This is a genomic window from Novosphingobium jiangmenense (assembly GCF_015694345.1).
GTDB classification, from domain to species: Bacteria; Pseudomonadota; Alphaproteobacteria; order Sphingomonadales; family Sphingomonadaceae; genus Novosphingobium; species Novosphingobium jiangmenense.
Map to the genome: position 1 here is coordinate 90,978 of NZ_JADQDC010000004.1, position 17,340 is coordinate 108,317.

Sequence of the window (17,340 nt, forward strand, 5' to 3'; positions counted from 1 at the left end):
TCAGATCTCGACAATGGTGGCGGCGAGGCGTTCGACCTCGGCGCGATCGTGGCTTACATAGAGGATGGGCAGGCGCATCTCGTCGCGCAGGCGCTCGATGACGCGCATGACCTCTTCGCGGCGGGCGCGGTCAAGCGAGGCGAGGGGTTCGTCCATCAGCAGGAAGCGGGGGTTGGAGAGGAGGGCGCGGCCGATGGCGACGCGTTGCGCCTCACCGCCCGAGAGGGTGCGCGGCCAGCGGTGAAGCAGGTGGGCGATGCCAAGGAAGTCGACCACTTCGGCTTGTGACATCACGCCACCGTGGCGCGCGCCATAGGCGAGGTTGGCGCGGACGCGCAGGTGGGGGAATAGCCGTGCGTCCTGAAACACATAGCCGGAGCGGCGTTGCTGGACGGGCATGTCCATTCCGGCGGCGCTGTCGAACAGGACTTCGCCGCCGACGGCGATGCGGCCCTGATTCGGCCTCAGCAGGCCGGAGACCATGTTGAGGATCGAGGTCTTGCCTGCGCCCGAGGGGCCGAACAGCGCAGTGAGGCCGGGGGGCGCGGCGAAGCTGCAGGCGATGTGCGTATCGCCTAGCTTGCGCGAGACGGTGACCTCAAAGGACATGGGCGCTCCTGCCCATGCGACGGGCGAGGACTTCGGAGATGACCAGCGCCGCCAGCGAGAGAAGGACCGAGATCATGGCAAGGCGAGTGACTGCGCTTTCGCCACCGGGGATCTGCAAGGCACTGTAGATCGCGAGTGGCAGGGTCTGGGTTTCGCCGGGGATATTGCTGACGAAGGTGATCGTCGCGCCGAATTCGCCGAGCGAGCGGGCGAAGCCGAGCACGGTTCCGGCAATCACGCCCGGCAGCGCGAGCGGGACGGTGATCGTGCGGAAAGTGCGCCAGCGCGAGGCGCCAAGGGTCATGGCGGCGACTTCGAGGCGCTGGTCGACCGCTTCGATCGACAGGCGCATGGCACGGACCATCAGCGGCAGGGCCATGACGGCGGCGGCGAGCGCGGCGCCGGTCCAGCGGAACATGAAGGTGAGGCCGAGGGTGCCATCGAGCCATGCTCCGGCGGGGCCTTGCGGGCCGAAGGCGAGGAGCAGGAGCCAGCCGGTCACGACCGGCGGGAGGACCAGCGGCAAGTGGATCAGCGCATCGAGCAGGACCTTGCCGGGGAAGCGCCCCCGCGCCAGCGCCCATGCCAGCGCGAAAGCGACAGGCAGGCAGGCAGCGACCGCGACGGCACCGACCTTGAGCGAAAGCCGGACGATCTCCCACTCCTCGGCGGTCATCAGCGCTGCCCGAACCCGCGCTTGAGGAAGATGGCGCGGCCTTCGCGGGAGATCAGGAAGCGGCGGAAGGCTTCTGCGTCGCGATGGCGTGAACTGGCGAGGAGGGCGACCGGGTAAGTGATCGGCTGGTGGCTGGCGGCGGGGAACGTGCCGATGACGCGGACGGCGCGCGAGGCCATGGCGTCGGTGGCGTAGACGATGCCGAGGGGAGCGGCGCCGCGTTCGACCAGCGCGAGGGCGGCGCGGACGTTCTCGGCGGCGGCGACCTTGCCCGCGACGGTGGTCCAGACTCCCAGCTTGGTGAGCGCCTCGCGCCCGTAGCGACCGGCAGGGACAGCAGCGGGATCGGCCATGGCGAGGCGACCGGTGCCCAGCGCCTTGGCCAATGCGAAGTTGCGGGTGGTCCGCAGGTTCACGCGGCTTTGCGCAGGCGCGATGAGGACCAGCCGGTTTTCGGTGAGGCGGGCGCGGGTGCCAAGCTTGAGCAGGGACTTGCGCTGAAGGTAATCCATCCACTCTTCATCGGCAGACGCGAAGAGATCGGCGCGGGCGCCAGCCTCGGCCTGACGCGCCAGCGCGGATGAGGCGGCGAAGGAAAGGACCGGGCGGGGATGGCCTTTGCGCGCCCATGCAGTCGCGGCGTCAGTCATCGCTTCCTGCAGGCTGGCGGCGGCGAGGACCAGCGGGCCTTTGTCCTGCGCCAGCGCCGGGGTGGCCGGGCCGAGCGCGAGCAGCAGGGCGAGGAAGGCGCGGCGCAGAATCGGCGGCATCATGGTTCCGGAACAAGCTATGTTCCGCTGTATATACCATGATGCCGCTTGGGCAATGGCGGCCAGAGGGTTCAGCGGCCGAGCAGGGTCCTCGCTTGGCTGGCGACTTGCGCGAGCATGGCCGGAGCCACTGCCGGTGCAGCCTGCGCGCGGGCGACGAGGCTGCGGAACTGGCGCACGGCCACCGCATTCGCCGAGAGCCATTCGCTGACGAAGGCATCGGGCGAGCCGCCCTTCGACCGCGCGAGGAAATCGAGGCGCATCTGCTGGAAATCGCGGGCAAGCCCGGCGACAAGCAGGCGCTCCCACGGATCGGACGGATTCATGCGGCGTGCGGCCTGTTGCGCCCAGTCGATACCGAGTGCTGCGCCGAGATCGGCGAAGGCACCGGTCAGTGCGGCGGCATCGACATTGAGCTCTCCGGCGAGATGGGCGAGGCCGATGGCGCCGTCCATGTCGTAGAGGTGGACGAGCCGCGATGCGATTTCGGCGGGGACGCCGCTGGTGGCGAGATCGTCGGCCATGCGGCGCGCCTGTGCCTGCGCCGCACCGCGCAGCAGGTCTGCAGTGGTGTGCGAGAGCAGGGCGACGCCGCCGAACAGGTCCTCGATCAGGGCGTCGGGCGATTGCGTGCCGCGACCGGCGCGCAGGACGTCGGCGACATGGCCGCGCAGGCCTTGGGCGATGCGGTCGAACAGGTCGAGGCGCAGAGTTTCTGGCATGTCTGCGGTGTCGAGCAGGTCCCAGGTATTGCGCAGATCAAGCAGTCGCTCTGCCGCGACGAAGGCGGCGGCGACTTGCGCCAGCGAGACGCCCTCTTCCTCGCACAGTTCGAACGGGATCACCGGGCCCATGCGGTTGATGATGCGGTTGGCGAGCTTGGTGGCGATGATCTCGCGGCGCAGGCGGTGGTGGACGATCTCGGTTTCGTAGGCCTCCCGCATCTGCGGCGGGAAGGCGGCGACGAGTTCCTCTTCGAGCACGGGATCATCGACCACGGTGCTCTCTTCCAGCGCGCGCTGGAGCACGAGCTTGCTACTGGAAAGCAGCACGGCGAGTTCGGGGCGGGTGAGGCCCTGCCCTGCGGCAGCGCGGCGGGCGAGGTCTTCGGCACCGGCGAGGCCTTCGGTCTTGCGATCGAGGTCGCCGCCTTCCTCGAGCACGTCGATCAGGCGCGACCATGCCGGCATGGCGGGGGCGCCGCCGCGTTCGGCGATGGACAGGGCCAGCGCCTGCAGGCGATTGTCCTCGAGCACGAGGTGGGCGACCTCGTCGGTCATCGCGGCGAGCAGTTCGACGCGGGCGTCTTCGGTCAGCTTGCCCGAGCGCTTGGCGGCGGCGAGGGCGATCTTGATGTTGACCTCGTTGTCCGAGCAATCGACGCCGGCGGAGTTGTCGATGAAGTCGGTGTTGATACGGCCACCGTGCAGCGAGAACTCGATACGCGCGGCTTGGGTGGTGCCGAGGTTGGCGCCTTCGCCGATGACCTTGGCACGGACCTCGTTGGCCGAGACGCGGACGGAATCGTTGGACGGGTCGCCGACATCGACGTTGTTCTGCGTTGAGGCCCTCACGTAGGTGCCGATGCCGCCGAACCAGAGCAGGTCGACGCTGCTGCGCAGGATCGCCGAGATGAGGGTTTCGGGATCGGTCTCGGCGACGTCCAGCCCAAGCATGGCCTGCACTTCGGGCGAGAGCGGGATCGCCTTCATCGAGCGGGGGAATACGCCGCCGCCCTTGGAAATCAGGGTCTTGTCGTAATCGTCCCAGCTGGAGCGGGGCAGCGCGAACATGCGGTTGCGCTCTTCCCAACTGCGCGCCGGGTCGGGATCGGGATCGAGGAAGACGTGGCGGTGGTCGAACGCTGCGACGACCTTCAGCGCCTTCGACAGCAGCATGCCGTTGCCGAACACGTCGCCCGACATGTCGCCGCAACCGGCCACGCGGATCGGCTGGGTCTGCACGTCGACGCCGAGTTCGAGGAAATGGCGGCGGACCGAGAGCCAGGCCCCGCGCGCGGTGATACCCATGGCCTTGTGGTCGTAACCCTTCGAGCCGCCGCTGGCGAAGGCATCGTCGAGCCAGAAGTCCTTCGATTCGGCGATGGCATTGGCGACGTCGGAGAAGGTGGCGGTGCCCTTGTCGGCGGCGACGACGAAGTAGGGGTCCTCGCCATCGCGGATCACGACATGGGCGGGGTGGACGACCTTGCCCTCGACGATGTTGTCGGTGATCGACAGCAGGGTGCGGATGAACACCTGGTAGCTGACCTTGCCCTCGGCGAGCCAGCCTTCGCGGTCCTTGACGGGATCGGGCAACTGCTTGGGATAGAAGCCACCCTTGGCGCCGGTCGGCACGATCACGGCGTTCTTGACGCGCTGCGCCTTCATCAGGCCCAGGACTTCGGTGCGGAAATCGTCGCGACGGTCGGACCAGCGCAGGCCCCCGCGCGCGACGGGCCCTGCGCGCAGGTGGATACCTTCGACGCGGGGGGAATAGACGAATATCTCGCGCCACGGCAGCGGCTTGGGCAGGCCGGGGACGAGGGCGGAATCGATCTTGAAGGCCATCGCCTCTGCAGCAGCGGGGGCGAAGGCGTTGGTGCGCAGGATCGCGCCGACGAGCGCGCGGAAGCTGCGCAGGAGGCGGTCGTCGTTGATCGCGGCAACACTTGCGAGGCCGGTCCGGATGCGCTCCTCGGCTTGGCCAAAGGCCTCATCGCGGTCGCCGGTGAAAGCGGGATCGTGGCGGGCGACGAAGGCATCGACAAGGCCGCGCGTGACTGTCGGTGCGTTCTTGAGTGCCTCGACGACGGTGGGGATGCCGAAGGTCATGCCGGCCTGGCGCAAGTAGCGGTAGAAGGCGCGGAGCCAGTTGGCTTCGGTGGCGGTGAGGCCGGTGGCGACGATGAGGCGGTTGAAGGCATCGTCCTCGGCCGCGCCGTTGAGGACCGCGGCGAGCGAGCTTTCGATCGAGGCCGCGCGGGCGAGCAGGTCTTCGACCGAGCTGTCAGCCGGATGGGCGACGAGGAAATCGTGGATGTAGCCCAAGCGGCCGCCGTCGAGCGGCGTGGGCACTTCCTCGAGCACGCGGAAACCGAAGTTCTCAAGCACCGGCACCGCATCGGACAGGACGATCGCGCCTTCGCGCTGGTAGAGCTTGAGGCGCAGCGCGGCTTCGCCGGGATTGCGATGCAGGCGCACGGCACGGCGCGGGGCGTTGCTGCCCGAGAGCGTACGCAGGACGCGGATGTCGCGCGCGGCCTCTGCAGCGCCCGATGCGTTGCGATAGGCGATGGGGAAGGCATCGGCATAGCGCGCGGCGATGGCGGCGGCGCGGGAGGGCTCTTCGCTCGTGGCCAGCTCGGTTTCGACCGCGCCGGCCCAGCCGCGGACCATGCCCTGCAGCTGCTGATCGAGCGCGGCTTCGTCGGCGCGGGTGTCCTGATCGCGGACGTCGAGGACGAAGCGCAGCATGGCCAGCGTGCTGCCTTCGACCTGCAGCGACCAGTCGATCACCTGCGCTCCGGCGGCGGCTTCGAGCATCGCGCGGATGGCAAGGCGGACTTGGGTGGAAAGCACGTCGCGCGGGAGCCAGACGAAGGCGAAGAGGTGGCGGGCAAGCGGCGCTTCGACCAGCGCGAGGCGGGGGCGCGGGCGATCGACCAGACTCATCATCGCGGTGGAGACGCGTTCGAGATCGGCATCGTCGAAGCTGACGAGGAGATCGTGCGGGAGGGCGGTGAGGGCGTGGACCAGCGCCTTGCCGGCATGGCCGTTGGGGGCGAAGCCGAACTTGTCCATCATCTCGGCCAGCTGGGTGCGCAGGCGCGGCACGCGATCGGGCGCGGCGGCGAGCGCGGCACTGGTCCAGACCCCGGCGTGGACCGAGAGGGCCACGACCTTGCCGCGTTCGATGCGCGGCACCATGAACAGGTCGAGGGGCACCCGGCGGTGGACGTTGGCGATGCGGTTCGCCTTGACGATCAAGGGCGCGCGGCCCTTTCCGCTTTCGAACCAGCGGAAGGCGCGGGTGAAGGAACTGTCAGCGAGCAGGCTGCGGTCGCTGGCGCGGCAGATGCCGAGCGGCTTCTCCTCGGTGCCATCGCGCAGGCGAGTGACGCTGCCGAGCTGGGTGAGCATCCCATCGGCGAGCCAGCGCAGGAGTGCAGCGCCTTCCGGATCGGCAAGGCCCGCCGCGTCCTCGCGCATCGCGGCCTGCATCAGCGGCCAGTCGGTGACGGCAGCGCGGACATCGGCCAGCGTCTCTTCCAGCGCGGCGACGAGGCTGCGGCGCTGGCGCGCGTCGGCACGTTCGGTTTCGAGGTAGACGATCGATTCGCGGCGTTCGCCCGAAGCATCGCCTGCGGGGAAATCGGTGAGGTTGCCTTCGGCATCACGACGCACCGCAACGACGGGGTGAACCAGGCGGTCGATAGCGAGGCCCTGCGCGGTGATGGCAGAGGTGATGGAGTCGACGAGAAAGGGCATGTCGTCGTTGATCACGGCGATGCGCAAGTGACGGCCGCCGCTGTCCGAACCGCTGACGCTTTCGATGGCGATGGCAGGATCGCTGCCCTTGCGCACCGCGGCAGCTCCGGCGGAGAAACGGGCGGCTTCGGCGAGGCGCGCAGTGTCGAAATCGAGCGCTTCATCGGGCAGGAGAGCGGCGGCGAAACGCTCTGCCAGCGCGAGGGCAATCTGGTCGGAGGGGTCCTGCGAGGCTGGCGCGGCAGGGGCTTGCGAACGGCTTGCGGACGTTGACGCCATGGGGTTTTCCCGACTCTCCTTGCGAGAGGATATTTCACTCTCGTGTAATTATTGAATACGTAAGCGTATCATTGTTCCAAAGAGTAATCCAGCCGTTGCGAGACCTCAAGTCCGGTTCTCTGGCGCGTCCGGCTTAACCCGCCGTTGTGAACCCTTTGCGCGTGTTTTCGTGCCGAAGGATTGCGGAAACGTGTTTTCAGGCTGGTGCGAGTTCGCGCGCGGCCTCGGCGGTGAGTCGCAGGGAACGCAGGCGCGCTTCCTGATCGTAGATCGAGGCGGCAACGATGATCTCGTCCGCCTGGGTGCGTTCGGCAAAGGCGGCGAGGCCAGCGCGGACCGTTGTTACCGAACCGCAAGTGCTGACCTGGCGGACATGCTCGAGCATGGCGAGGGCGGGCGGCGGCAGGCTGTCGCGGTAACCGGGGACGGGCGGCTTGAGCTTGCCGGGGGTACCGGTGCGCAGGGCGACGAATGCCTGATCCATCGACGAGGCGAGCAACTGGCCTTCCTCATCGCTTTCGGCAGCGACGACATTGATGGCGGCGGCGCAATAGGGTGCGTCCAGAGTCTCGGAGGGCTGGAAGCGCTCGCGATAGATCTTCAACGCGGCATCGAGATGATCGGGCGCGAAGTGCGAGGCAAAGGCATAGGGCAGGCCGAGCATCGCCGCGAGCTGCGCGCCGAACAGGCTGGAGCCGAGAATCCACAGCTGCGGGCGCGCGCCCTTGGCGGGATAGGCCTGCAGCGGCACGCGCGGATCGCCGGCGAACTGGAGCTGAAGCTCGACCACGTCCTGCGGGAAGTCCTCGGCGGCGCGGTTGGTGTCCTTGTGCAAGGCGCGCATGATGCGCTGGTCGGCACCGGGGGCGCGACCAAGACCGAGGTCGATGCGGCCGGGGAACAGGGCGTCGAGCGTGCCGAACTGCTCGGCAATCACGAGCGGGTTGTGGTTGGGCAGCATGATCCCGCCCGAGCCGATGCGAATGGTCGTAGTCGAATGGCCGATGTGGGCCAGCGCGACGGCGGTCGCTGCGCCTGCCAGTCCTTCCATGCCGTGGTGTTCGGCGACCCAGTAGCGCTGGTAGCCGCATTCCTCGGCCACGCGTGCGGCGGCGGCGGAGTTGTCGAGCGCGGCCCTTGCTGTCCCGCCCTCGACCACGCTGACCAGATCGAGGACGGAGAGTTTCATGGCGCTGTCTTTCCTGCGGTTGCCGGAGCTTCAGATTTAGGCGCGGGGCCAAGCTGTTCAAGGTAGCTCTGCGCGGTCTTGCCCGCTTCGCCGTCCTTGTCGGCCGAGACGACCGATTCCCAAGACTTTCGCGCGGCCTCGTCCCGGCCCGAAAGCACCGCGATGACGCCCGCTTCGAGGCCGATCTGCGGATTGCGCGGGCCATATTGTGCGGCGACCTCGATGTCGCGCTGGGCGCGGTCGAGTTCGCCGTTGCGCCGGGCGAGCGTGGCGGAGAGGAGCCAGCCTTCGGGGTCTTCGGGCGCGAGACGGTGGGCCTCGTCGAGTGCGTCGCCTGCCTCCGCCAGCCGCCCGAGCGCGACCAGCGCGCGCGAACGATCGGCCTGCATTGCCCCCAGCGCAGCATTGTCGGCATAGCCCTGAACGGCGATGGCGCGATCAAACCAGCCCAGCGCTTGTTCGGCCTTCCCACCGGCCAGCGCCGCGTTGCCGGCCATGCCCATGAGCGGGACGGCGGCGACTTCCTGCTGCTTGGGCACGCCGGAGACGGCCTGGGCGAAAGCTTCCAGAGCGCCGTCAAAGTCCCCGGCGTTGGAACGCAGGATGCCGAGGCACTGGTTGGCGCGGACCTGCTGCCCGCCGTCACGGCTTTCGCCGAGCCACGTCTGCACTTCGACCATCGCCGCGTCGGGATCGGTGGCGGCCTTTTGCAGGCAGTAGGCCAGCCGGTCCTGCTCGGGCAGGTTCGGGCGTTCGAGGCCCGCCTGCTTCTCCGCCTCGCGCTGCTGCTCGGGGCTGCGGCGGCGCGGGATCGGCAGGTCGGACGGGCGCATCGACATGGTGGCGGGACCGATCTGCATGAGCGAGGCCTGCTGTTCGATGCGATGCTCCACGGCAAAAAGCGGTGCGGGAAGATCGATCATGGCAGGCTTGTCCTTCGGCACGTCAGGCGTCTTGCCCGGCAGCGAGCCCGGCGAGTTCGCGCAGGAGCAGCGCGATGTCGGCAGGGCGCGAGAGCCGGTGATCGCCGTCCTTGATCAGGTGCACCTGCACATCGGCTGAACGCAGGGCGCGGGCGAGGTTGATCGAGATCTCCCACGGCACGTCAGCGTCGGCCTGACCGTGGATCAGGCGGACCGGGCCGTCGAAGGCAATGCCGCTGGCGAGGCGCTTGTGGCGTTCGGCGTCGGAAAAGAACCCGGCGTGAGTCGGGGTGGGTTCGGGGCCGTAGGGGTTGTCCTCGTAGATCGTGCGCCCGGCGGCGAGTTCGATGCGCTGCGATTGCGACAGGCCCCATTCGGTGAAATCAGGCGCAGGTGCGATGCCGACCAGTGCCTTTGCCCTCTCGCCCAGCGCTTCGGCGAGGAGGAGCATGAGCCAGCCGCCCATGCTGGAGCCAACGAGTTGCACAGGCCCGATGCCGAGGTGGTCGATCAGGCCGACGATCTCGTCACGCCATTTGGAGAGCCGGCCATCGGCGAAGTCACCATCGCTTTCCCCGCAGCCGGTGTAGTCTAGCAAGAGGCAGCCGCGCCCGTGCTCGCGGGCCCATTGGAGCACGGCCTGCGCCTTGCCGCCGGCCATGTCGGACATGTAGCCGGGGAGGAAGATGATGGTGGGAGAAGTGCCGGCGAGGTGGCGGTAGGCCATCTGCTGGCCGGAAGGCAGGGTAAAGCGCGCTACGTCGGTCATGCCCTGTCATGGCCCGCACGAACGGGCGGGGCAAGCTCAGTTGAGCGGAAGGATCAGGGTGACGTGAGGAACGGCGGCATTGGCGGTGCTGGCGGGGCGGTCAACCTTGTGGTGCTTGCTGGCGGACATCGAGGCAGCGGCGATGCCAATCGCAATGGCCAGCCACATGCCGATGCGGCGCGGGTGCTTTCCGGGCATTTTCATTCTCCACGCTGGAAGATGTCTTCGATCGGCAGGGCGAAGACATCGGCGATGCGGAAGGCGAGCGGGAGCGAGGGGTCGTACTTGCCCGTCTCGATCGCGTTGACCGACTGGCGGCTGACCTCGAGCTTTTCGGCAAGGTCGGCCTGGCTCCAGTTGCGCTCGGCGCGCAGGACCTTGAGTCGGTTCTTCATTCGCCACCTCCGCACCGTTCCAGCAGCGCGTTGATGCAACCACCGAGGCCCAGCCCGCCGAACCACAGGACCGTGGCGTAGAACGCCGGGACGTGCGGGAGCAGGCCGAAGCTTTCGACAAAGCCCCATGCCGTCGCCACGCTGAGCGTGAAGCCGGTGGCGATGAGGATCTGCCGGGTCATCAGGTAGCGCTGATATTCATCGCGCAGCGAGGTCAGCAGGCGGCCGATCGCCACGAATACGCCGATCACCGGGAGCGCGGGAAGTAGCGCAGCGGCATAGGCGCTGAGGCCGGTGGGGGCGCTGTTCTTGAAGAACAGGTTCACGCCGACGAGCGTGGCGACGTAGCCGCCCATCAGCAGCATGACGGCGCGGGTGTAGCGGCGGTGTTCGGGAGTCATCCGGGCAACCATGGCTCAGGCCTCCTGCTGGCGGCGCAGGCAGCGCGTGCCCGAAAGCGCGGCGACGAGCGGCACGAACAGCACGGCGGTGGTGGTCGAGCCCTTGGGCAGGACTTCGAAGATATCGAGCAGGGCGATCACGACCATCACGAGGGCCGTCACGGCGGGGAGAACGAAGCGAATCATGGGTCAAGCCTCCTTGATCTGATGACAAGGTTACTTGACCATTCTACGCGCCATGTCAAGCGTCATTGTCATCATGCCAATGGTGCTTGACCTGATAGACCTAATGACTCTGCCACGGTTCCGCGCTAGAAGCGCAAGCGATGGCCGACCGTTGCACCAGCACTACAACCACTACCCCCGCGAGCCGGGGGCGGTCGCTGCTGGGCTAAGTCCTGCCGCGATGCCGCCGCCCGGTTCGGGCGGCCTTGCGCATCGCCTCCCGAACCGACCGAATTGCCTGATGCGCGCCCTTCCGGTGGCGGCGCTCCTGTGCCAAAGCGCTGCCACGAGATTGCAGAGAGACCCGCATGTCCGAGTTGCTGAAGATCACCCTGCCCGATGGTTCCGTGCGCGAGGTTGCGCCGGGCAGCACTCCGGCCGACATCGCCGCCGCAATCGGCCCGGGCCTTGCCAAGGCGGCACTGGCGGCGAAGGTCGATGGCGAGCTGGTCGACCTTTCGCGGCCCTTCACCGCCGATGCGCAACTGGCGCTGGTGACGGCGAAGGACGAGGCCGAGGCGCTGGACCTGGCGCGGCATGACTATGCGCACGTGCTGGCAGAAGCGGTGCAGGCGCTGTTTCCGGGGACGCAGATCACCTTCGGGCCGAGCACGGACGACGGCTTCTACTATGACTTCGCACCGAAGGACCGCCCGTTCACCGACGAGGACCTGCCGGCGATCGAGGCGGAGATGCGCAAGATCATCGCCGCCAACAAGCCGCTGCGCCGCGAGGTGTGGAGCCGCGAACAGCTGATCAGCCGCTGGAAGCAGCAGGGCGAGAGCTTCAAGGCCGAATGGGCGGCGGAACTGCCGGGCGACGAACCGCTGACGGTCTACTGGTCGGGCGATGACTGGCTCGACATGTGCCGCGGGCCGCACCTGCCCTCGACCGGTAAGCTCGATCCGGCGGCGTTCAAGCTGACGCGCGTTTCGGGGGCCTACTGGCGCGGCGACCAGAAGAACGCGATGCTCAGCCGCGTCTATGGCACCGGCTGGCTCAACAAGAAGCAGCTCGATGCGCACCTGACGCGGCTGGAAGAAGCGGCCAAGCGCGATCACCGCAAGCTCGGCAACGAGATGGACCTGTTCCATCTCCAGCAGGAAGCCCACGGATCGGTGTTCTGGCACCCCAAGGGCTACCTGATCTGGCGCGAGCTGGAAGCCTACATGCGCCGCGCCATCGACGGCGCGGGCTATCGCGAAGTGAAGACGCCGCAGGTCATGGACGCGCGCCAGTGGGAGCAGTCCGGACACTGGGGCAAGTATCGCGAGAACATGTTCGTCATCCCCGACGAGGTGCCGAACGTCGAGGATGAGGGCCCGATCGTCTCCAACGATGCCGAGTGGATGGCGCTGAAGCCGATGAATTGCCCGGCGCACGTGCTGATCTTCCGGCAGGGCATCAAGTCCTACCGCGAACTGCCGCTGCGCCTCTACGAGAACGGCTGCTGCCACCGCAACGAACCGCACGGCGCGCTCCATGGCCTGATGCGCGTACGCCAGTTCACGCAGGACGACGCGCACATCTTCTGCCGCGAAGACCAGATCGTGTCCGAAGTGCAGGCGTTCTGCGAACTGGCCGACCGCATCTACAAGCACTTCGGCTTCACCTACTCGATCAAGCTCGCGCTGCGCCCGGAAAAGCGCTTCGGCACCGAGGAGATGTGGGACAAGGCCGAGGCCGAACTGCGCGCCGCCGTGGTCCGCGCCGGCCTTGCCACCGAGGAATACGGCTGGGAGGAACTGCCGGGCGAAGGTGCGTTCTATGCGCCCAAGCTGGAATGGCACCTGACCGATGCAATCGGCCGCACTTGGCAGGTGGGCACGATCCAGTCCGACCGCGTCCTGCCCGAGCGCCTCGACGCCACCTACATCGGCGAGGATGGCGAGAAGCACCGCCCGGTCATGCTGCACCGCGCGATCTTCGGCTCCTACGAACGCTTCATCGGTATCCTGATCGAGCACTTTGCCGGTCGCCTGCCGGCGTGGCTGGCGCCGGTGCAGGCCGTGGTCGCCACCATCGTTTCGGACGCTGACGACTATGCCAGGGATGCGCTGGCCAAGCTGAAGGCAGCGGGGATCCGTGCCGAGACCGACCTGCGCAACGAGAAGATCAACTACAAGGTGCGCGAACACTCGCTGCAGAAGGTCCCCTACCTGCTGGTGGTGGGCAAGCGCGAGGCCGAGGAAGGCACCGTGGCGATCCGCACCCTGGGCGAACAGCACCAGAAGGTGATGTCGCTGGACGAGGCGATTGCCCTGCTCAAGGGCGAGGCAACGCCGCCGGATCTGCGGAGCTGACCTCGCTCGACCTGCCACTCATTTCGCTCGGGCTTTGTGCGCTGGCGGCGTTCGTCGCCGCCTTCGTGCGCGGGCTGGCCGGCTTTGGCATGGCCATCCTGCTGGTGCCGCTGATCGGGCTGGTGATTCCACCGGGCGAGGCGGTGGTCGTGTCCAACATGCTCGGGCTGCTGATCGGTCTGGTCGGCGCGCGGCAGGTGTGGAACGCGGGCGAGAAGAGCGCTGGCGTGATCGGCGGACTGGCAATGCTGCTGACACCGGCAGGACTGCTGATGCTGTTCGCGACGCCGCCCGAAGTGGCGCGCGTGCTCATCGCGGCGGTGGCCATTGGCGCATTCCTGCTGGTGCTGTTGCCCGCCAAGCCGGGACACGCGCCGGGGAAGGTTGAGACGGGCCTGACTGGAGCGGCGGCGGGATTGCTCACCGGATTTGCGGGAATGCCGGGGCCGCCGGTGGTGCCCTATTACTTGCGCCGCCCCATCCCGCGCGAAGTTGCGCGCGCCTCGATGCTGACAGTATTTCTGCTCACGTCCATCGCCAGCACGGCGGCGGCTTTGGCGCTCAAGCTAGCTTCGTGGCGCGATGTGCTGTTTGCGCTCGTACTGTTCGCGCCGGTGCTGATCGGCAACCACCTCGGCACGCGCGCCTTCGGCAAGGTCAGCGATGCGGCGTGGCGCGGGTTTGTGGGCTTTCTGCTGGCAGTATCCGGTCTGATGGCGGTTGTCCGCCTGCTTAGCTGATCAGACGGTAAAGCTCTCGCCGCAGCCGCACGAACCCTTGGCGTTGGGGTTCTGGAACACGAAGCCGGCGGTGAAATCGTCTTCCTGCCAGTCCATCGTGCTGCCGATCAGGTAGAGCACCGAGGCGCTGTCGATGAAGAACAGGCCGCCCGGCGTCTCGATCTTCTCATCGAGCGGGTTGGCTTCGTTCACGTAGTCGACCGAATAGGCGAGGCCGGAGCAGCCGCGGCGCGGGGTGGACAGCTTCACGCCGATCGCGCCTTCCGGAGCGGTCGCCATGAGGTGTGCCACGCGCGCCTCCGCACTGGGCGTGAGGATCACTGCGGCGGGACGCGGGCGGCGGACTTTGGTTTCGGTCGTCATGGTGACACCTATATGGGGAGCGTTCAGAGCATTCCCAGTTCGAGCTTGGCTTCGTCGCTCATCTTGGCAGGATCCCATGCGGGGTCCCAGACGAGGTTGACGTCGGCTTCGCGCACGCCGGGCACTGCCGAGACGCGCAGTTCGACTTCGCCAGGCATTGACTCGGCCACCGGGCAATGCGGCGTGGTCAGCGTCATCGTCACATCGACATGCCCGTCGTCCGAAACGTCGACGCCATAGATCAGGCCGAGATCGTAGATGTTGACCGGGATTTCCGGGTCGAAGATTTCCTTGAGCGCCGCGATCACGCCTTCATAGATGTCGCCGCCGGGTTCGCCCGAGGAGACAGCTTCCGGCTTGGCCGCGAGGAAGCCTTCGAGATAGTCGCGCTTGCGCTCGAGCTTTTCGGCAGGCGTCTCTTCCACCGCGTCTTCGACGAAGGCGCGCTTGGGGGCCGATACGGCTTCGACCTCTTCGACCGCGAACTTTACCTCAGCGGGGTTCTGGGGATCGTTGTCGCTCATCCGAAAATCCTCTTGGTCCTTTCGATCCCGCGCACGAGCGCGGCGATATCGCTTTCATCGCTGTAGATGCCGAAGCTGGCGCGGGCGGTGGCGGGCACGCCAAGGTGCGCCATCAGCGGCTGGGCGCAATGGTGTCCGGCGCGGATCGCCACGCCTTCCTCGTCCAGAATCGTGCCGAGATCGTGCGGGTGCACACCTTCGAGCGCGAAGCTGAGGATGCCGGCGCTGTCTTCAGGGCCGAACAGGCGGACCGAGTTCATGCCGCGCAGGGCTTCGCGCGCCTTGGCAACGAGCGCGCATTCGTGGGCGTGGATGGCGTCGAGCCCCTGTGCCTGAACGAAATCGACCGCAGCGCCGAAGCCGATGGCCTCGACAATGGCGGGGGTGCCTGCCTCGAACCGCTGCGGCGCGGGGGCGTAGGTGGTTTTCTCAAACGTGACCTTGTCGATCATCGCACCGCCGCCCTGCCATGGCGGCATGGCATCGAGGATCTCGGCCTTGGCCCAGAGCGCGCCGATGCCGGTGGGGCCATAGAGCTTGTGCGCGGAGAAGACGTAGAAATCGGCGTCGAGGGCCTTCACGTCGACAGTGAGGCGGGCAACAGACTGGCAGCCATCGAGCAGAATCTTCGCGCCGACGCGGCGCGCCAGCGCGACCGCGCGCGGGGCATCGAGCGTGGAGCCGAGGACGTTGGAGACGTGCGCAAAAGCGACCAGCTTGTGTGCAGGCGTGATCGTCCGCTCGGCGGCGTCGAGGTCGATCAATCCGTCCTCGGTCAGCGGGCAGACGTCGATCTCGACGCCAGTGCGGTCGCGCAGCAGCTGCCACGGCACGATGTTGGCGTGGTGCTCAAGCGTGGATATGAGAATGCGATCACCGGCCTTGAGGTTCGCCTGACCCCAGGTCTGCGCGACGAGATTGATCGCCTCGGTCGCGCCGCGCGTGAAAACGAGTTCATTCTCGGCCCCGCCGACCAGCGCGGCAACCTTGCGGCGCGCGGCCTCGAAGGCCAGCGTCATGTCAGCCGAGCGCGCATAGACGCCGCGATGGACGGTGGCGTAGTCACTGCCCAGCGCGCGCACCATCGCATCGATCACCACTTGCGGCTTCTGCGCGGTGGCGGCGGTATCGAGGTAGTGCCAGCGGCTGCCGTCAGGATTGACGAGGCCGGGCCACTCTGCGGTGCGGGTGAGCGCGTCCGTCGTCACAACACGGCGTCCAGTGCGTTCAATGCGGCTTCGGTCAGCGCCTCTTCCTCCGCCGCACCGACAAAGGCCTCTGCGATGAAGGCATGAAGCATGAGCTTCTTGGCGTCGGCGGGCGGCAACCCACGTTGCGCCAGATAGAAAAGGCTCTGCTGATCGAGTTCACCGACGGCGCAGCCATGGGCGCACTTGACGTCGTCGGCGTAGATTTCGAGTTCCGGGCGTGCATTGGCGGTGGCGGTACGATCGAGCAGCATGGCGCGGATCGACTGTTCGCCATCGGTGCCGATGGCCCCGCGCGCCACGACGACGCGACCGAGGTAGGTGCCGGTGGCCTTGCCGCCGAGGACCGAGCGCACGATCTGGCTCGAGACGGCATCAGGCTCGGCATGGACAACTTCGGTGACGATCTCGGCGGTCTGTTCGCCGCCCGCGATCTGGGCTGCGCCGAGGTGGAACTTCGCGCCCTTGCCTAGCGTGACCTTGACCAAAATGCGGCCGTAGGCGGAGCCGGCGTTGAGCAGACGCAGGTCATACTCGGCGCCGTCTCCCAGCGTGATGGCGATGTCCTGCGCGGCATCGTTTGCGCCATCGAGAACGACGGCACTCGCGCCCTGCTCGCCCGCAGCGACACGGATTTCCTGCACCGGCAGCGGCCAGAGCGCTTCGAGCGCCGCGAGGTCGGCGTAGCGGAAGGCTTCTTGCCTGCGGGTGGGCAGTGCACTCATGCCGCGACGGCCTCGTAGCCGTGCTCTTCGAGTTCGAGCGCGAGTTCGGGGCCACCGCTCTTGACGATGCGGCCACCGGCAAGGACGTGGACGAAATCGGGCTTCACGTAATCGAGCAGGCGCTGGTAGTGCGTGATCAGCAACACTGCCTTGTCGGGCTTGCGCATGATCGCATTGATGCCCTCGCCGCAGATGCGCAGCGCATCGATGTCGAGGCCGGAGTCGGTCTCGTCGAGGATCGCGATCTTGGGATCGAGGATGCCCATCTGGACCATCTCGGCGCGCTTCTTCTCGCCGCCCGAAAAGCCGACGTTCACCGGGCGCTTGAGCATGTCCATGTCCATGCGCAGCAGCCCCGCCTTCTCCTTGGCGAGCTTGAGGAATTCGCCGCCCGAAAGCGGAGCCTCGCCCCGGGCCTTGCGCTGGGCATTGGCGGATTCGCGCAGGAACTGGACGAAGGATACGCCGGGGATTTCGACCGGGTACTGGAAGCCGAGGAACAGGCCTGCAGCGGCGCGCTCGTGCGGTTCGAGTTCGAACAGGTCGGTGCCATCCAATGTGGCCGTCCCGCCGGTCACTTCATAGCCGGGGCGCCCGCCGAGCGTGTAGCCCAGCGTCGACTTGCCCGCGCCGTTCGGCCCCATGATCGCGTGGATCTCGCCCGCGTTGATGGTAAGCGAAAGGCCCTTGAGGATCGGCTTGTCGGCAACGGAGGCCTGGAGGTTTTCAATCTTGAGCATCGTCATCTCTT

Annotated in this window: 18 protein-coding genes; 2 read left to right on the forward strand and 16 right to left on the reverse strand. The window is 67.3% G+C overall.

The genetic code is table 11. The annotated features are described in order from the left end of the window. The 11 genes from I2488_RS07415 to I2488_RS07465 all read right to left on the reverse strand — a co-directional run bounded on the left by I2488_RS07415 (window position 1) and on the right by I2488_RS07465 (window position 10,687). Complete coding sequence (locus I2488_RS07415) at window positions 1-609, reverse strand: molybdenum ABC transporter ATP-binding protein (protein WP_196275168.1); 609 nt, start codon at window positions 607-609, stop codon at window positions 1-3. Beyond that, entirely contained in the window at window positions 599-1,285 is a 687-nt protein-coding gene (gene modB / locus I2488_RS07420) for a molybdate ABC transporter permease subunit (RefSeq protein ID WP_196275169.1), read from the reverse strand. Before modB ends, I2488_RS07415 begins: the two co-directional genes overlap by 11 nt. Continuing rightward, window positions 1,285-2,058, reverse strand: coding sequence for a molybdate ABC transporter substrate-binding protein (gene modA, locus I2488_RS07425; protein ID WP_196275170.1), 774 nt, complete (start codon window positions 2,056-2,058; stop codon window positions 1,285-1,287). The genes modB and modA overlap by 1 nt, the downstream gene beginning before the upstream one ends. A gap of 68 nt (window positions 2,059-2,126) precedes the next feature. Continuing rightward, complete coding sequence (locus I2488_RS07430; protein WP_196275171.1) at window positions 2,127-6,824, reverse strand: NAD-glutamate dehydrogenase; 4,698 nt, start codon at window positions 6,822-6,824, stop codon at window positions 2,127-2,129. 196 nt (window positions 6,825-7,020) lie between these two features. Beyond that, window positions 7,021-8,013, reverse strand: coding sequence for an LLM class flavin-dependent oxidoreductase (locus I2488_RS07435; protein ID WP_196275172.1), 993 nt, complete (start codon window positions 8,011-8,013; stop codon window positions 7,021-7,023). Further along, the gene (locus tag I2488_RS07440; protein ID WP_196275173.1) at window positions 8,010-8,936 is read right to left on the reverse strand and encodes a tetratricopeptide repeat protein; all 927 of its coding nucleotides are present in this window, start codon (window positions 8,934-8,936) and stop codon (window positions 8,010-8,012) included. The genes I2488_RS07435 and I2488_RS07440 overlap by 4 nt, the downstream gene beginning before the upstream one ends. Window positions 8,937-8,958: 22 nt before the next feature. Continuing rightward, window positions 8,959-9,705 (reverse strand): alpha/beta fold hydrolase, encoded by a 747-nt coding sequence (locus tag I2488_RS07445; protein WP_196275174.1) that lies wholly within the window; start codon window positions 9,703-9,705, stop codon window positions 8,959-8,961. Between the two features lie 36 nt (window positions 9,706-9,741). Next, a complete protein-coding gene (locus I2488_RS07450) occupies window positions 9,742-9,903 on the reverse strand; it encodes a hypothetical protein (RefSeq protein ID WP_196275175.1) in 162 nt (53 codons plus the stop codon). Between the two features lie 2 nt (window positions 9,904-9,905). Beyond that, window positions 9,906-10,100: a helix-turn-helix transcriptional regulator gene (locus tag I2488_RS07455; RefSeq protein WP_196275176.1), complete on the reverse strand. Its 195-nt coding sequence runs from the start codon at window positions 10,098-10,100 to the stop codon at window positions 9,906-9,908. Next, window positions 10,097-10,513, reverse strand: coding sequence for a hypothetical protein (locus I2488_RS07460; RefSeq protein WP_196275177.1), 417 nt, complete (start codon window positions 10,511-10,513; stop codon window positions 10,097-10,099). Before I2488_RS07460 ends, I2488_RS07455 begins: the two co-directional genes overlap by 4 nt. A 3-nt stretch (window positions 10,514-10,516) precedes the next feature. Beyond that, window positions 10,517-10,687, reverse strand: a complete 171-nt coding sequence (locus tag I2488_RS07465; RefSeq protein ID WP_196275178.1) for a hypothetical protein — start codon at window positions 10,685-10,687, stop codon at window positions 10,517-10,519. Window positions 10,688-11,034: 347 nt separating this feature from the next. On the opposite strand from I2488_RS07465, the gene thrS reads away from it, so the two are divergent. Further along, window positions 11,035-13,029: a threonine--tRNA ligase gene (gene thrS, locus I2488_RS07470; RefSeq protein ID WP_196275179.1), complete on the forward strand. Its 1,995-nt coding sequence runs from the start codon at window positions 11,035-11,037 to the stop codon at window positions 13,027-13,029. Window positions 13,030-13,070: 41 nt separating this feature from the next. Continuing rightward, window positions 13,071-13,769 (forward strand): TSUP family transporter, encoded by a 699-nt coding sequence (locus tag I2488_RS07475; protein WP_281390046.1) that lies wholly within the window; start codon window positions 13,071-13,073, stop codon window positions 13,767-13,769. On the opposite strand, the gene I2488_RS07480 is transcribed toward I2488_RS07475, so the two are convergent. The 5 genes from I2488_RS07480 to sufC are packed head-to-tail and all read right to left on the reverse strand — an operon-like array spanning window position 13,770 to window position 17,329. Then, window positions 13,770-14,132 (reverse strand): HesB/IscA family protein, encoded by a 363-nt coding sequence (locus tag I2488_RS07480; RefSeq protein WP_196275180.1) that lies wholly within the window; start codon window positions 14,130-14,132, stop codon window positions 13,770-13,772. A gap of 23 nt (window positions 14,133-14,155) precedes the next feature. Continuing rightward, a complete protein-coding gene (locus I2488_RS07485; protein ID WP_196275181.1) occupies window positions 14,156-14,656 on the reverse strand; it encodes an SUF system Fe-S cluster assembly protein in 501 nt (166 codons plus the stop codon). After that, window positions 14,653-15,864: a SufS family cysteine desulfurase gene (locus I2488_RS07490; RefSeq protein WP_196275182.1), complete on the reverse strand. Its 1,212-nt coding sequence runs from the start codon at window positions 15,862-15,864 to the stop codon at window positions 14,653-14,655. The genes I2488_RS07485 and I2488_RS07490 overlap by 4 nt, the downstream gene beginning before the upstream one ends. Next, the gene (locus I2488_RS07495) at window positions 15,861-16,589 is read right to left on the reverse strand and encodes a SufD family Fe-S cluster assembly protein (RefSeq protein WP_196275183.1); all 729 of its coding nucleotides are present in this window, start codon (window positions 16,587-16,589) and stop codon (window positions 15,861-15,863) included. Before I2488_RS07495 ends, I2488_RS07490 begins: the two co-directional genes overlap by 4 nt. Continuing rightward, entirely contained in the window at window positions 16,586-17,329 is a 744-nt protein-coding gene (gene sufC, locus I2488_RS07500; protein ID WP_196275184.1) for a Fe-S cluster assembly ATPase SufC, read from the reverse strand. Before sufC ends, I2488_RS07495 begins: the two co-directional genes overlap by 4 nt. Window positions 17,330-17,340 lie beyond the last annotated feature (11 nt).

Coding starts and splice junctions, on each gene's coding strand:
- I2488_RS07455 (WP_196275176.1), bottom strand. CDS start 10,100: ATGAAGAACCGACTCAAGGTCCTGCGCGCCGAGCGCAACTGGAGCCAG.
- I2488_RS07465 (WP_196275178.1), bottom strand. CDS start 10,687: ATGATTCGCTTCGTTCTCCCCGCCGTGACGGCCCTCGTGATGGTCGTG.
- I2488_RS07485 (WP_196275181.1), bottom strand. CDS start 14,656: ATGAGCGACAACGATCCCCAGAACCCCGCTGAGGTAAAGTTCGCGGTC.
- I2488_RS07450 (WP_196275175.1), bottom strand. CDS start 9,903: ATGCCCGGAAAGCACCCGCGCCGCATCGGCATGTGGCTGGCCATTGCG.
- I2488_RS07480 (WP_196275180.1), bottom strand. CDS start 14,132: ATGACGACCGAAACCAAAGTCCGCCGCCCGCGTCCCGCCGCAGTGATC.
- sufC (WP_196275184.1), bottom strand. CDS start 17,329: ATGCTCAAGATTGAAAACCTCCAGGCCTCCGTTGCCGACAAGCCGATC.
- I2488_RS07495 (WP_196275183.1), bottom strand. CDS start 16,589: ATGAGTGCACTGCCCACCCGCAGGCAAGAAGCCTTCCGCTACGCCGAC.
- modB (WP_196275169.1), bottom strand. CDS start 1,285: ATGACCGCCGAGGAGTGGGAGATCGTCCGGCTTTCGCTCAAGGTCGGT.
- I2488_RS07430 (WP_196275171.1), bottom strand. CDS start 6,824: ATGGCGTCAACGTCCGCAAGCCGTTCGCAAGCCCCTGCCGCGCCAGCC.
- modA (WP_196275170.1), bottom strand. CDS start 2,058: ATGATGCCGCCGATTCTGCGCCGCGCCTTCCTCGCCCTGCTGCTCGCG.
- I2488_RS07440 (WP_196275173.1), bottom strand. CDS start 8,936: ATGATCGATCTTCCCGCACCGCTTTTTGCCGTGGAGCATCGCATCGAA.
- I2488_RS07445 (WP_196275174.1), bottom strand. CDS start 9,705: ATGACCGACGTAGCGCGCTTTACCCTGCCTTCCGGCCAGCAGATGGCC.
- I2488_RS07460 (WP_196275177.1), bottom strand. CDS start 10,513: ATGGTTGCCCGGATGACTCCCGAACACCGCCGCTACACCCGCGCCGTC.
- thrS (WP_196275179.1), top strand. CDS start 11,035: ATGTCCGAGTTGCTGAAGATCACCCTGCCCGATGGTTCCGTGCGCGAG.
- I2488_RS07415 (WP_196275168.1), bottom strand. CDS start 609: ATGTCCTTTGAGGTCACCGTCTCGCGCAAGCTAGGCGATACGCACATC.
- I2488_RS07435 (WP_196275172.1), bottom strand. CDS start 8,013: ATGAAACTCTCCGTCCTCGATCTGGTCAGCGTGGTCGAGGGCGGGACA.